Below are 14092 nucleotides of genomic sequence, written 5' to 3' on the forward strand. Positions count from 1 at the left end.
GGCGCTTCCTCTGTAAGCGATCCTGAATTTTTTGGAGAAGTCTCTAAAAATTTGGGTTGGATTTCCTTACTGAGGAAGGATTATGTTATGATAGAAGGAAAGATCAAAGCTGGTTACATCCATTCGGGCGAAGCATGGTTAACATGTTCTTTGAAGAAGCGAGGTGTCACACATGGACTCCATGGATAAGACAGTCAAGTTCAATGTAAAAGGTGATGAGAAGGAGGCTTCTGCCCAGGACATACTCCTCTCGGTATACGATTCGCTGGTCGAGAAGGAGTACAACCCGATCAATCAGATTGTCGGGTATCTACTGTCCGGGGACCCTGCGTATATACCTCGGCACAACAACGCCAGAAGTTTGATCCGGAAGAAAGAACGAGATGAATTGATTGAAGAGCTGGTCCGGTTCTATCTAGCCAATCATCGTTAGGAGTGCATGCATGAGGGTTATGGGTTTGGATTACGGGGATCGCAGAATCGGCGTTGCCCTGAGCGATGCGTTCGGCTGGACGGCCCAAGGGCTCGAAGTGCTGGAGCGGCGCAAGGACAGCGGCGAGCTGGACAGAATCGCTAAGCTCGTTAAGGAACACGAGGTCAGCGAAATCGTGGTCGGTCTGCCTAAAAATATGAACGGCACGATTGGTCCCCGGGGTGAAATCTGTATGGAATTCGCGAGCACGCTTCGTGAAGCCCTGTGTTTACCCGTTCACCTTTGGGATGAACGGCTGTCAACTGTATCTGCTGAAAGGACATTGCTTGAAGCCGATGTCAGCCGTAAGAAGCGCAAACAGGTCGTGGATAAAATGGCCGCAAGCTTGATTTTGCAAAACTACTTAGATTCTAAAAGGTAAAGGTGAGGGTGATATCACATGGCGAATGAATTTATTGGCATGGAAGAGGAACCGGAAATTATTTATATTCCTGATGACGAGGGCAACGAGGAAGAGTTCGAAGTCATCATGAAGTTTGAGGTGGACGGCTCGGATGCCAGGTACCTGATGGTTGTGCCGAGGGAAGCTGCCGACGAGGAGACCGATGAGGTGTATGCGTTCCGCTATGAAGAGGATGGGGACGATCTCAAGCTGTACATGATCGAAGACGACGAGGAATGGGCGGTTGTCGAAGAGACTTTCAACACCCTGGTTGAAGAGTTGAACGGAGGCGACTAAAGAAGTGGCAGATTTTTCAGTGGAGAACATCGTATGGACTCAGGTGCTGAGAGAAACATTCGGCGAGAGCGTTGAGCTTGAGGATGAGGATGGCCGTATTGAAGTCTATGATATTGCTGCCGAGTTCGAGGTGGACGGTCAAGGCTATGCGATATTGGTTCAGCCGGACCGCAGCGCTGAAGAGTATGAGGTGCTTCGTATTGTGAAGGAGTCTGACGGCAGCCTGAAGCTTGCCACCGTCGATGATGATGAGGAATGGGAGAACGTGTCCGAGCTCTATGATGAGCTGACATTCCCCGAAGGTGACGAGGACTAGGGCAAGAATCGGCTGAAAGGCCCATAATTTCAAATGAAAGTCTGGAAAGGGCGGAGTTCTTCGCCCTTTTTGGTTGTGAAGGGATGAGAATATTGAAAAAGCTGGGTATTGTCATTCTGGTGCTGCTGCTCATTGGCGGCGGAGGCGCCTTTTATATATGGAACGGTCTTCAGCCTGTTCCAGCTTCGGATACGCCGGTTGAGTTTACGGTGAGTCCGGGGATGGGCACGGCGGCGATTGCCGATCTATTAGAGGAAAAGGGACTTATTAAGAATGCATTATTGCTGAAAGGTTATCTGAGGCTGAAGGACGAAGGCAGAAATCTGATGGCCGGCACTTATGAAGCTTTACCGGGCACCAGCTTCGAGCAGCTCTTGTCGATGATGAACAATGGCGAGGTCAAGCCGGAGGAGATGATCCGCTTTACGATACCGGAAGGCTACACGGTGAAGCAGATGGCAGAGACGATTGCACGCGACGGGGATGTGGACAAGGAACAATTTCTTCAGCTGGCCGATCAACGGGCGGGCTGGGACGTGCCGATCATCGAAGAAATTCCGGATAACGAGGATCTGACGCATGTGCTGGAAGGTTATCTGTTCCCCGCAACCTACGAGATTCCGAAGAAGAATGCCTCTGCCGAGACGGTCATCAAGACGATGCTGGCGGAAATGGACAAGCGTCTGGCGGAAATCCCGGGCTGGGAGGATATGCTGAAGGAGCGGGGTGTCACGCTGCATGAGCTGATGACCATCGCCTCCCTGGTGGAAAGGGAAGTTGTGGTCGATCACGAGCGCCCGCTTGTGGCTGGCATCATCTATAATCGATTGGAGCAGGATATGAGGCTCGAGATCGACGCGACGGTTCAGTATTTGCTTGACAAACCGAAGGAGCGGCTGCTGTATGCCGACCTTGAGGTTCAGAGCCCTTATAATACGTATCGCAACAAGGGGCTTCCGCCTGGGCCGATTGCAAGCCCGAGCCTGGAGTCGATCAAGGCCGCATTGATGCCGGAGAAGTCCGAGTATTTATTTTATGTGACCAAGAAGGATGGGACGCAGGAGCACTTATTCGCTAAAACCTATCAGGAACATTTGAAAAACATCGAAATCAGCAACAAGACGGCACAATAGGTGTAGGAGGAAACGCTCATGATTAGAAAACCAGAGCTGTTGGCGGCGGCTGGTTCTGTCGCTGAAGCGAACGTTTATTTCGAAGCAGGCGCAGATGCCCTTGTCGTCGGTGAAGACCGGTTCGGGATGAGACTTCCCGGCAGCATGAATCCGGATCATATCCGAGAAGTTACGGAGCTGGCCCATGCCAGCGGCCGAAAAATTTATGTATGCATGAACAATCTGATGACCAATGATCTGCTTGCCGATCTGCCGGATTATGTGAAGACGCTAGGCGCGATCGGCGTGGATGGGGTAGAGTTCAACGATCCGTCGGTGCTGACGTCCGTGAAGACGATCGCGCCGCAGATCAAGCTGCACTGGAATGCCGAGATGACGGCCACGAATTATTCGACAGCCAACTATTGGGGCAGCAAGGGAGCATCGCGAGTCATTCTTGCCCGTGAACTGAACATGGATGAAATTACGGAGATGAAGCCGCAGCTGCAAGTGGAGGCGCAGGTTCAGATTCATGGCATGACCAATATCTATCACTCCAAGCGCCGCCTGGTCCAGAGCTACATGGCGCATCAAGGCAGACCCGTAGGTGACGAGGAGAATCTGGGGAAAGAAAGAGGCCTGTTTCTGATCGAGGCCGAAAGACAGGAAGAGAAGTATCCGATCTATGAGGATGTGAACGGAACTCATATTATGAGCTCTGAAGATATCTGCATTCTCGAGGATTTGCATCTGCTGATGTCAGCAGGTATCGACAGTTTCAAGGTAGAGACGCTGCTCAAGCCGCTCTCCTACAACGAGAAGGTGCTTCGCATTTACCGGAATGCGATAGACCTGTATGCGGCCGATCCGAATGCATACGCCTTTCAGGAGGCGTGGATGGACGAAATTCGCGCCATTCAGGACCCTGAGCGTGAACTGTCGTTTGGCTTTTTCTATAAGGAACAAGTTTATTAAGGAGTGGACAGCATGGAAGTTATGGCGAAGCCACAATATAAAGGCAAACGTTACCGGTTGGCTAAACCGGAGCTGCTTGCGCCTGCCGGCAACCTGGAGAAGTTGAAGTTTGCGGTGCACTACGGTGCAGACGCTGTATATATCGGCGGCCAGAAGTATGGTCTCCGCTCGAATGCGGACAATTTCAGTTTTGAAGAGATGAGAGAAGGCGTCGAGTTTGCCAACCGTTACGGGGCGAAGGTGTTTGTAGCAACCAATATCTATGCCCATAATGAAGATATCGAGGGCATTGAGGCGTATTTGAAGAAGCTGGAGGAAGTCGGCATTGCTGCGATTATTGCGGCAGACCCGGCGATCATCGAAGTGGCTAAACGTGCCGCTCCGAAGCTTGAGGTTCATCTGAGCACACAGCAATCCACGCTGAACTGGCAAGCGGTAAAGTTCTGGAAGGACGAAGGACTGCCTAGGGTCGTACTCGGGCGGGAGACGAGTCTGGAAGAGATTGCGGCGATTAAAGAACATGTCGATATCGAAATCGAGGCTTTCATTCATGGAGCGATGTGCTCTTCCTTCTCCGGGCGCTGCGTGCTCTCGAACCATTTTACCGATCGGGACTCCAATCGTGGCGGCTGCTGCCAATCGTGCCGCTGGAAATACGATCTGTTCGAGGACGGCAGAAGCGAGGAGAGCTGGGTGTCCGAAGAGAGTATGATGGAGCAGGCTCCACCGGCGCTGTCGCCGTTCAAGCCGGGCCTAACCCAAATTCCGCTGTTTCAGCCGGAAGACAATCCGTTTACGATGGGTTCGAAGGATCTGTGCATGCTTGAACATATCCCCGATCTGATCGAGGCAGGCATCGACAGTTTCAAAATTGAAGGACGGATGAAGTCGATTCATTATGTTGCCACGGTCGTCAATGTGTACCGCCAGGCGATTGATTCGTATATGGCAGATCCGGAAGGCTATGTTCTGAAGCCGGAATGGGTGGAGGAGATCAACAAGGCGGCAAACCGTCCGCTGAACACCGGATTTTTCTATGATACCCCGGACCATGAAGATCATATTTATGAGCCGGAGGAGAAAGCGGTGCCGTATGATTTTGCAGGACTGGTGATGGAATATGACGATAGCACCGGAACCGCGATCATCCAGCAGCGCAATCATTTCAAGCCGGGAGACGAAATCGAATTCTTTGGTCCGGAAGGCACCTTCTTTAAACAGAAGGTAGGCTCGCTTGAAGATGAGAGCGGGGCTCCGCTTGACGCGGCGCGTCATCCGCTTCAGCTCGTTCGGATGAAGGTGGAGCAGCCTTTGAAGAACTTTGATATGATGCGCAAACGGAAAGGATAGTCGGTCCGTAATGGACTGGTTCTAGGTCATATTAACTAGGTTTGACATGAATCCGGGTCGCCCGACGCCCCCCGGATTCTTTTTTTATTCAAAAAAATAGGGATGTTGTATTAATTTTTTTGCGAAAAGCCAAAGAAAAACGCCCCTACCTGACGAAATAAAATAGTAAAGGGGAGTTGTGTCACGTCAACTAACCATATCATAAAAAGAATGTGGCAGGTGAACAGCAAATGTCAGATGTAGAACAGCAGGAAAAGAAACCGAAACAAGACAAGCTGAAGGACAAGAAGAACAGGGAGAAGAAGGACAAGAAGCCGAAGGAAGGAAAGGGCCTCTTCAGTTCTTGGTCATCCAAGGGAATACATAACGTGAAATCGGTTGCATCATCGGCGGTTACCGCGTTTGGTAAGACATCCTTTAACCCGGCTAAGTCGGTAGGAATTCGTTTGTTCCTCGTGTTTTTCACAGCAATCGTAGCATTTGTGGTGATTTTGGGATGGCTCTCCTATAATCAGGCGCGGAACACGATTGTGAAGAACGCAGCCAACGCCAACCAGCAGATGATTATCCAGACGTCGGAGAAAATCGATATTATTCTGGATAAGTACGAAAATATGGGGCGGCAAATTTTTTACGACAACGATCTGCAAAAACTGCTTTATTCTTTCAAGCATGACAATTTGAGCGATTACGACAAATTTACGGTTGAACGGAGCATTCGTGACAGGCTGTCCAACCAAATTACGTCGGATTCGGTCATTAGAGCCATGTATCTGATCCCGACCGATCAGGAAATTATGATCTCGGCAGGGCAGGTATCTGCGGATGCTAAGTCGGTATACGAAGAGCCTTGGTTCATCGAACTGAAGGAAGGAACACAGAAACTGACTTGGGTTCCGACAAAGGCGAACAGCGGAGCGCCTTATTTCACCGTAGCGCGTGCACTCGGCTCCATGAATGATCTGAACAGCACGTATGTCGTTATGATTGATCTGGACGTCAGTGTGCTGAATGAGCAGCTCGCGGGCATCAACCTTGGTGACCAGGGGCAGCTGCAGCTGGTAAGTCCGGAGGGAACGGTCGTATCAAGCTCTGTCATCGGCTTGAACGGAACAGAGACGAATCTGAGCTTCCTGCAAGAGCTTCCTGAGGATAGCAGAACGGACAATCTGACGACAAGAGACGAAGAGCACCGTTCGGTCCTTGCCGTGTACAACAAGCTCGCCACGAACGATTGGAAGCTGGTAGGGGTTGTACAGGAAAGGGAACTGACTAAGGATGCCACCTCGATCCTTTTCATTACTTGGATTGTAGCTGCGGTAGACGTTGTGGTTGCGATTCTGATCGGCATATGGATGGTACGTATGATTGCCCGTCCGCTTGGCAAACTGAACCTTCTGATGAAGGAAGGGGCCAAAGGAAACCTGAACGTTCGTACGGATCACAAAGGCCAGGATGAAATCGGCCAGCTATCGGCCAGCTTTAACGATATGATGGAGCAGATCACCAAGCTGGTGCAGCAAACGAACAATACGGCGCAGGATGTTCTGAGTACGGCGGCTGAGCTTAGCGACGCCTCCAAGAAAACAGCTATTTCCGCTAAAGAAATTGCGGTGGCCACCGAAGAGATTGCCAACGGCGCAAGCAGTCTTGCTGTGGAAGCAGAGCGCGGCAGCGATCTGACCAACCATATTTCCCAGCAGATGAAAGTCGTTGTTAACGCCAATGAAGAGATGGGCAAATCGGCTCGTCATGTTGAAAGCTCCAGTGAGCTCGGTACGAAGCATCTTAACGACCTGCTTGATAAAACGCATCAGACGGAAGATATGACACGTTCGATGATGCGCAAGGTTGATGAACTGAAAGAAACGACATCTTCGGTTGTGAAGGTGCTCGATGTGATGCAGAACATTACGAAGCAAACGAATATTCTGTCGCTTAATGCTACGATTGAAGCAGCTCGAGCTGGCGCTGCCGGCCGCGGGTTCATGGTGGTTGCCGATGAAATTCGTCAGCTGGCAGAGCAGTCCAGACAGTCGATTGACATGGTTAGCCAGATTACAGACCGCATCATGACAGAGATGAATGAAACGGTTCAAGTGCTGCTGGATGCGAACCCGCTCTTTAAAGCACAGATGGATGCGGTGAAGGAAACCAGCGATATCTTCCTGTCGGTAAGACAGCAGATGGGCGAGTTCATCGAGCGGCTGGATTCCGCTACAAGCTCCATTGGTGAACTGAACGATTCTCAGAATGTATTGTCTGAAGCGATGAGCAATGTGAGTGCGGTGGCTGAGGAGTCTTCGGCGACGTCCGAAGAGGTGGCTTCGCTCTCGAACGAGCAGCAGAACATCAGCAATCAGCTTGTGAACCTGTCGAGCAAGCTGGAGAACGTATCGAAAGAGCTGAAAGAAACGCTGTCTCGCTTCACGGTTTAAGTCTAGAGAGAAAGACTCGCCTAAACGCGGGTCCGGGATATGTTAAGGTTAGTCATCCTACGAAACGTCCTTTCAACATGGGGCTTCATGCCCCCATGCGGGAAGGGCGTTTTTCGCATTTATTGGGTTGATCGGGGAAGGCTCCTTTCAGAATGGCAGGTTGCGGGGCGCTGCTACGGGCAATACTGAAAAAGAAATCTTACAAGCGGAGGGATGTTGGATGAAGCTTGACCGCAAGCAGCGGGTCGTCTACGGCTGGCTGATTCTGACCTTATTCATTCTCATACTTGCCGGAAGGCTGGCCTGGGTGCAGCTTGTCATGAAACATCAGCGTATGCCGGGGAGCAATCATACGATGATTGAGGCGTCCTTGTACCAGAGGGAACGGGGCGTGGTGCTGGATTCCGGCCGAGGTCATTTTACGGATCGCTATGGGCAGCCGCTAACAGGGCATCTGATATGGACGGCCGTTCTGTTCCCGATGAATAAGGCAGAGTGGAGCGAGGCTCAGCCCAAGCTGCGGCAGTTGTCCGATATTTTGAATACCGATTATGATGCGCTGACTGACCAATGGCATAAGAGTCATGAACCGATTCTATGGCATGCCCAATCGTCGCCTGTGCCCACCGCTTTGTCTAGTGAACAGATCGCACGGATTCATGAGCTGGAGCTGGAATATATTCAAGTGCTCCCTTATCAGCAGCGCTATCCTGCCGGGCTTTCCGGCATGCAGTGGCTTGGCTATGTGTCGGGGCAGCGCAAGGAGAACCTGTTCTATAAAGATGATCCCGAGATCAAGGGAAACAGCGGGCTGGAGAAAGCGCTGGACCCGATTATACGCGGTGATGAACCGACCATTGTATATTTCCCGGTGAACGGCGGCAACCATGTTATTCAGGATATGGAACCGATGGTGAAGGCTTCGAGTAATCCCTATTATCCTCTGCGTGTACAGAGCACCATCGATGCAGGGATGCAGCAGGCGATTGAGGATTTAACCGAAAAGGCCAACATGGGCAAAGGGGCAGTTGTTGTGCTGGATGCCCGCAATGCTGACATTTTGGCCATGGTATCCAGGCCTTTCTATAATCCCGAAGACATCCATCCGGAAGCGGGGGAATGGGAGAATCGGGCGGTTAAGGCTGCGGTGCCGGGTTCAATCTTTAAGCTGGTCACCGCAGCGGCTGCGCTGGAGCATGGCGTCGTCAAGCCCCGGGAGAAATTTCATTGCAGCGGTGAATACGGAAAATACGGTCTGTCCTGCTGGAAGGAAGGCGGCCATGGGACGATTACGGCTGAAGAAGGGTTTGCGCATTCATGTAATGTTGTGTTCGCCACACTGGCCGAACGGCTGACGCATGAACAGCTTGAAGCGGCAGCGAATTCGCTTGGACTTGGACAAACCGTGGGCTGGCAAGCTAAAGATCTGCTTGGTTTAAGCGTGTTGAAGCCGCTGGACCATGAGGAGCAAGGGACAATATTCGACAAATCAGCGGACAGATCAGATGCCGGTGAGCGGGTACAAACGGCCATCGGACAGCGTGATACGGCGATTAGCCCGCTTCAGGCTGCCAATATGGTCGTTACGCTGCTTCATGGAGGCGAGGTCCATAGACCCCGTTTGATGGACAAGCTGACCTATGCCAATGGTCAGCTATTGTATGAAGCGAAACCCGTGGTTATGGGGAAGCTGGGCGGCAACGGAAATATTTCCCGGGAAACATCCGCTATACTGCGTAAGTGGATGGAGGATGTAGTGCGTGAGGGGACAGGAAAATCACTGTTAAACCACAAGGCCAGATGGGCAGGAAAATCGGGTACCGCGCAAGTTAAAGTAAAGGGCCGCGCCCGGAATAACCAATGGTTTATCGGGTACGGCCCTGTCGAACAGCCACGGTATGCGGTGGCCGTGCTTGTGGAAGATCGCTCGCCTGACAGCAGTCATCAGGCTACGCAGCTGTTCGGTCAGGTGATTGATTTGTTGGCTTCTCCGGACTTTTCTGTTTCCGGCTCAGGATCGGCACGTTGAGTCATATCGAATGGAGATACATCAAACTCTTCGCTGGGCAGATGAATCCACTTTTGCAAATATCCTTGCTGAAGCAACTCTTTAAGCAAAATTAGCAGAATCGGGGCCAAGATAAGACCTGCCACGCCGAAGATAGACAAGGAGATAATCATGAAAGACAGCATAAGGAACGCAGATGAGATGCCGATGGAATTTCCTGCAATTTTCGGTTCGAGCAGCTGACGGGAAACCATGACGACTGCAAGCAGCACAATCAGACCGATCGCAAGGCCGCTATTGCCGACAATAAACAGATAAATGATCCACGGAATAAAAATAACCGGTACGCCGAGCAGTGGCAAAATATCAAAAACGGCACTGAACAGGGCGACAGAAAGCGCATTTGAGGTTCCAAGGATAAGCAGACCGACATATACAATGACAAAGGTAATGCTGACCAGTTTCAGTTGGGCCTTCAGGTAAGCGCCAATCGCTTTGAATACGTGGTCCTTCAGAAACTGAAAAGCGATTTTGATCGTTTTCGGTGTCTTGTCGGTGGCAATTTTTCTCCAGCTTGTAATTTCAATGCTAAGGAAGAAGGCGAGAATCATCGCGATCCCGAAATTGGCGATAAAACTGGAGAATGAACCCATGAAACCAACCATAAATAGAAAGAAAGACTTTGCGACGTTGGCACCGAAATTCGTGATGTTCTGGAAGAAGCTGTTCAAACGGTCGGTCAAATCCGGCGGCAATGCATCCAGCCTGGATTGAAGCACAAGCAGCCACTCCTGGAAATGGGTTTGCAGCGTGCGGGTGTATGCCGGAAGATTATCGTTTAAATGTGTAATTTGAGAAATAATGAGCGCGCCTGCTCCGAGCAGCAGCCCGGCTATAATCATTAGAAAGAGCAGGACGGATATGGCTGCAGCAATCGGTTTTGGCAAACCGCGGCGATGCAGAAATTTCGCAAGTGGCTCTATAATCAAAAATACCAGAAAAGACAGAAATACAGGCGCCGCAATTTGGTAAAGTTTACTAAAAATAAACATAATCAGGTATACCGTTAGTACAACTAAAGCGATGTCAAATGCGGTTCTCCAGTATTTTTTGTATAAGGGAAGCATGGTCTGGCATCGGCTCCTTTTTTTAGAAATGATCAATGATATCATTGTACACGATTTTCTAAAAAAAAGCCTATTTCTTTATGGGCTGTGATAAAATATGATAGTATGTTACAGAAATATAGAGATAAAAGCGGGGAGTTTGTATGCAGACAATACTGCTTTGGCTATTTTACCTTTCATCGTTTTATGCATTTATTCCCGGTATATTAACCCGGATTTTTGGCTTCCGAGTATTCCGCAGGGGGTCCGGGGAGAACGAGTTCGCTTTAACGTTTGATGATGGACCTGATCCTCATTATACGCCCAAGCTGCTTGATCTGCTGCGGCGTTACGATATGAAGGCTACCTTTTTTGTGGTTGGTTCCCATGCGGAGCAGCATCCTGAAGTCGTTCGACGCATTCATGAGGAAGGTCATCTGATCGGTATTCATAATTATGTTCATAAGAGCAATTGGTTGATGAGACCCGTGACTGTTCGCCGGCAAGTCCAGCGGACCGATGATATTATATTCTCGATCACCGGAGAGCGAACAACTTATTACAGACCTCCCTGGGGGATCGTAAATCTGTTTGATTTCGCTAAGAATACAGGCTGCAGAATTATTCTATGGTCATCCATGTTCTACGACTGGCGCAGCAAGATCGGCGCTGACCGGCTGACGCAGCGGATGCTAAGCAAGCTGCGTGATGGAGAGGTCATGCTGCTGCATGATTGCGGGACGACGATGGGGGCTAACCCGGATGCTCCCGAGCAGATGCTGATTGCGCTGGAACGTGTGCTTAAGGTGGCGAAGGAGAAGGGGATGAGAAGCATTCGTATCGACCGTATGTTGGAGAAGGAAGGCAAGGCTAAGGCCAAGAAGCTGTCTCCGGCCAAAAGAATGCTGGTATCAGCGTGGCTCCTGTGGGAGAAAGCGTTCCATGCCCTGTTCACACTTCGGACTGTAACCCCGTCCGACCCGATGCTGCACTTCCGTGTTCGCCCTTATCGGGGGCAGCCGGTTACGCTGGAGGATGGCAGCCGGATTGAGAAGGGTGACAAGATTGTTGAGTTGCATTTTGACAACAAAAAGCTGTTTGAGCTTGGCAGTCGTTCGAGATCGGAGATGCAGCTGGCGATTCAGATGATCCGTGCAGTTCAGAAGGATCTGCCGACACTTGCAGATATGGTGCTGGAGCGGCCGGAGCTTCAAGGATCCAAAGGATTGTACGGTGTGACCATGATTTCCCGGGGGCCGGAGCAATTCGGGTTTCAAATTCTGGATCTGCCGTCAGGCTGGTTCGCCAGCTCGACTCGAATCTATCTGAAGCTGCTGCTTAGCGTCATTCATCCCAAAGGCAAATCGCGCCTGAAGGATGGGACCCAGGCGATGGAGCCCAAAATGCTGTATATGCCGGTTGAAGTATTGATTGAGCGCTACGCCAGCAAAAAGAGGCCATCCTCCGCCGTCGCCGCCATTGCCGACGAGGCTCACGAGCATGACGAGATGAGTGAGCTGACCGCCATTGCAGGCGCTTCTTCCAAGGGCATTACCGCAGTGCCACGATAATAAGGTTCACGCACTTATTCATGGAATACCGTTCGTTAGTTCCGTTATATAAGATAAGGGGTTATCCCGTCCGTACCATCTGTGTACGGAACGCGGATAACCCCTTTGATGTTTCAGGCGAAATTCGGTTAGATTTTCAATACGCCGCCGGAGCTGGCGTTAGTGACAAGCTTGGAATAGCGGGCGAGATAGCCTGTTTTTACTTTCGGCTGGAACTCGACCCACTTGCTGCGGCGACGCTCCATCTCTTCATCGCTTACGCCCAGCAGCTGAATGACACGATTGTTCAGATCAAGCTCGATGATGTCACCGTCTTCTACGAAGGCAAGCGGTCCGCCTTCCGCAGCTTCAGGGGAAATATGCCCAATGCTGATCCCGCGGGAAGCTCCTGAGAAGCGGCCGTCTGTGATCAGGCCGACTTTGGCGCCGAGACCCATACCTGCAATCTGGGAAGTTGGGGCCAGCATTTCCGGCATGCCGGGGCCGCCCTTAGGGCCTTCATAGCGGATGACCACCACATGGCCTTCCTTGACTTTGCCGTTCGCGATGCCTTCCAGCGCTTCGTCCTGGGAGTTGAAGCAGATGGCCGGACCTTTATGGTATCCGCCAACCGACGGATCAACAGCGCCGACCTTGATGATGGAGCCTTCGGGCGCCAGGTTGCCGTATAGGACAGCGAGGCCGCCTTTCTCCGAATAGGGCTGATCGATCGGATGAATAACGTTGGTATCCTGGATCTCGCAGCCGGTCACGTTCTCGGCCAGCGTCTTGCCTGTTACCGTAATGCAATCGCCATGCAGCGCACCCGGCTTCTTCAGCAGCTCGTTCAGAACGGCGCTGACACCGCCGGCGATGTGCACATCCTCAATGAAATAATCCGAGGCGGGTGCCAGTTTGGAGATGTGAGGCACGCGGTCAGCTACTTCATTGATTCGCTCCAGCGGATAGTCGAGTCCGGCTTCATGTGCGAGTGCAAGCGTATGAAGCACCGTGTTGGTCGATCCGCCCATAGCCATATCGAGCGCAAATGCATTGTCGATCGCTTCAATCGTCACGATGTCGCGCGGCTTCAGATCCATCTTCACGAGCTCCATCAGCTGGCGAGCCGATTGCTTCACAAATTCCTTGCGTTCTTCGGCTACTGCGAGAATGGTACCGTTGCCTGGCAAAGCCAGACCGAGCGCTTCCGCGAGGCAGTTCATCGAGTTGGCGGTGAACATGCCGGAGCAGGAGCCGCATGTTGGACAGCCGAACTGCTCTAGCTCGAGCAAATCATCATCGCTGATCTTGCCGACCTGATGGGCACCTACGCCCTCGAATACGGAAGTGAGGGAAAGGCGGCGTCCTTTGCTGTCCACGCCTGCTTTCATCGGACCGCCGCTGACAAAGATGGTCGGAATGTTGACCCGCAGCGCACCCATCAGCATGCCCGGTGTAATTTTGTCACAGTTCGGGATGCAGACCATGCCGTCGAACCAGTGAGCCGATACGACGGTTTCCAGGGAATCCGCAATGATCTCGCGGCTTGGCAGCGAGTAGCGCATGCCGATATGCCCCATTGCGATGCCGTCATCAACGCCGATGGTATTGAACTCGAAAGGCACGCCGCCGGCTTCGCGGATCGCTTCCTTCACCAATTTGCCGAATTCCTGCAAATGCACATGGCCCGGCACAATATCGATATAAGAGTTGCAGACGGCGATGAACGGCTTGCCGAAGTCCTCTTCCTTAACCCCGGCTGCACGCAGAAGACTGCGGTGCGGCGCACGGTCAAAACCTTTTTTGATCATGTCTGAACGCATTTTTTTTGCTGTCATGATGTCAGTTCTCCCCCCAGATCATTCTAATATTACCGCGCTTTAGTGCGGTTATCCGACAAAGCAATCGGGTACCTGTGAACAAGTACACGATTCGGTTTTAAATGAGTCTATCACAAAAAGGGAGGTTTTTCTACCAGGTGTTCATAGGGAAGAGGGGGAGTTTTATGGTAAACATGAAGAAGCCTGCTCCGGTTGCGAAAGAGCAGCAGGCTTGAAGGGATGGG

Annotated in this window: 12 protein-coding genes; 10 read left to right on the forward strand and 2 right to left on the reverse strand. The window is 51.4% G+C overall.

The genetic code is table 11. The features are described 5' to 3' along the window. The first annotated feature begins 172 nt into the window (after positions 1 to 172). From CHH67_RS00205 to CHH67_RS00245, 9 genes are all read left to right on the forward strand, one after another. On the forward strand, positions 173 to 433 hold the full coding sequence (locus CHH67_RS00205; RefSeq protein WP_095262962.1) for an IreB family regulatory phosphoprotein: 261 nt from the start codon (positions 173 to 175) through the stop codon (positions 431 to 433). A 10-nt stretch (positions 434 to 443) separates the two neighbouring features. After that, positions 444 to 854 (forward strand): Holliday junction resolvase RuvX, encoded by a 411-nt coding sequence (ruvX, locus tag CHH67_RS00210; protein ID WP_095262963.1) that lies wholly within the window; start codon positions 444 to 446, stop codon positions 852 to 854. Between the two features lie 18 nt (positions 855 to 872). Next, entirely contained in the window at positions 873 to 1172 is a 300-nt protein-coding gene (locus tag CHH67_RS00215) for a DUF1292 domain-containing protein (protein WP_095262964.1), read from the forward strand. Between the two features lie 4 nt (positions 1173 to 1176). Then, positions 1177 to 1488, forward strand: coding sequence for a DUF1292 domain-containing protein (locus tag CHH67_RS00220; RefSeq protein ID WP_095262965.1), 312 nt, complete (start codon positions 1177 to 1179; stop codon positions 1486 to 1488). A gap of 83 nt (positions 1489 to 1571) precedes the next feature. Continuing rightward, the gene (gene mltG / locus CHH67_RS00225; protein ID WP_179292046.1) at positions 1572 to 2621 is read left to right on the forward strand and encodes an endolytic transglycosylase MltG; all 1050 of its coding nucleotides are present in this window, start codon (positions 1572 to 1574) and stop codon (positions 2619 to 2621) included. Positions 2622 to 2639: 18 nt separating this feature from the next. Further along, positions 2640 to 3575 carry a peptidase U32 family protein gene (locus CHH67_RS00230; protein WP_095262967.1) on the forward strand — a complete coding sequence of 312 codons (936 nt, stop codon included), beginning with the start codon at positions 2640 to 2642 and terminating at the stop codon, positions 3573 to 3575. A gap of 12 nt (positions 3576 to 3587) precedes the next feature. Beyond that, positions 3588 to 4925: a peptidase U32 family protein gene (locus CHH67_RS00235; RefSeq protein ID WP_095262968.1), complete on the forward strand. Its 1338-nt coding sequence runs from the start codon at positions 3588 to 3590 to the stop codon at positions 4923 to 4925. A 230-nt stretch (positions 4926 to 5155) separates the two neighbouring features. Beyond that, on the forward strand, positions 5156 to 7363 hold the full coding sequence (locus CHH67_RS00240; protein ID WP_095262969.1) for a methyl-accepting chemotaxis protein: 2208 nt from the start codon (positions 5156 to 5158) through the stop codon (positions 7361 to 7363). Positions 7364 to 7583: 220 nt separating this feature from the next. Next, the gene (locus CHH67_RS00245) at positions 7584 to 9392 is read left to right on the forward strand and encodes a peptidoglycan D,D-transpeptidase FtsI family protein (RefSeq protein WP_095262970.1); all 1809 of its coding nucleotides are present in this window, start codon (positions 7584 to 7586) and stop codon (positions 9390 to 9392) included. On the opposite strand, the gene ytvI is transcribed toward CHH67_RS00245, so the two are convergent. Next, positions 9329 to 10498 (reverse strand): sporulation integral membrane protein YtvI, encoded by a 1170-nt coding sequence (gene ytvI, locus CHH67_RS00250; RefSeq protein WP_095262971.1) that lies wholly within the window; start codon positions 10496 to 10498, stop codon positions 9329 to 9331. The two genes, CHH67_RS00245 and ytvI, sit on opposite strands and share 64 nt — an antisense overlap. 143 nt (positions 10499 to 10641) lie before the next feature. Between ytvI and CHH67_RS00255 the strand changes: the two genes are divergently transcribed. Beyond that, positions 10642 to 12048: a polysaccharide deacetylase family protein gene (locus tag CHH67_RS00255; RefSeq protein ID WP_095262972.1), complete on the forward strand. Its 1407-nt coding sequence runs from the start codon at positions 10642 to 10644 to the stop codon at positions 12046 to 12048. A 128-nt stretch (positions 12049 to 12176) separates the two neighbouring features. On the opposite strand, the gene ilvD is transcribed toward CHH67_RS00255, so the two are convergent. Further along, positions 12177 to 13865 carry a dihydroxy-acid dehydratase gene (gene ilvD, locus CHH67_RS00260; protein ID WP_095262973.1) on the reverse strand — a complete coding sequence of 563 codons (1689 nt, stop codon included), beginning with the start codon at positions 13863 to 13865 and terminating at the stop codon, positions 12177 to 12179. Positions 13866 to 14092: the final 227 nt, after the last annotated feature.

The organism is Paenibacillus campinasensis (assembly GCF_002272015.1).
In the GTDB taxonomy this organism is placed as follows: domain Bacteria; phylum Bacillota; class Bacilli; order Paenibacillales; family Paenibacillaceae; genus Paenibacillus_AQ; species Paenibacillus_AQ campinasensis.

What these genes read in the sequence shown, in the direction of transcription:
- CHH67_RS00240 (WP_095262969.1), top strand. Translation starts at nt 5,156, where the DNA reads ATGTCAGATGTAGAACAGCAGGAAAAGAAACCGAAACAAGACAAGCTG.
- mltG (WP_179292046.1), top strand. Translation starts at nt 1,572, where the DNA reads ATGAGAATATTGAAAAAGCTGGGTATTGTCATTCTGGTGCTGCTGCTC.
- ilvD (WP_095262973.1), bottom strand. Translation starts at nt 13,865, where the DNA reads ATGACAGCAAAAAAAATGCGTTCAGACATGATCAAAAAAGGTTTTGAC.
- CHH67_RS00205 (WP_095262962.1), top strand. Translation starts at nt 173, where the DNA reads ATGGACTCCATGGATAAGACAGTCAAGTTCAATGTAAAAGGTGATGAG.
- CHH67_RS00215 (WP_095262964.1), top strand. Translation starts at nt 873, where the DNA reads ATGGCGAATGAATTTATTGGCATGGAAGAGGAACCGGAAATTATTTAT.
- CHH67_RS00235 (WP_095262968.1), top strand. Translation starts at nt 3,588, where the DNA reads ATGGAAGTTATGGCGAAGCCACAATATAAAGGCAAACGTTACCGGTTG.
- CHH67_RS00230 (WP_095262967.1), top strand. Translation starts at nt 2,640, where the DNA reads ATGATTAGAAAACCAGAGCTGTTGGCGGCGGCTGGTTCTGTCGCTGAA.
- ruvX (WP_095262963.1), top strand. Translation starts at nt 444, where the DNA reads ATGAGGGTTATGGGTTTGGATTACGGGGATCGCAGAATCGGCGTTGCC.
- CHH67_RS00245 (WP_095262970.1), top strand. Translation starts at nt 7,584, where the DNA reads ATGAAGCTTGACCGCAAGCAGCGGGTCGTCTACGGCTGGCTGATTCTG.
- ytvI (WP_095262971.1), bottom strand. Translation starts at nt 10,498, where the DNA reads ATGCTTCCCTTATACAAAAAATACTGGAGAACCGCATTTGACATCGCT.
- CHH67_RS00255 (WP_095262972.1), top strand. Translation starts at nt 10,642, where the DNA reads ATGCAGACAATACTGCTTTGGCTATTTTACCTTTCATCGTTTTATGCA.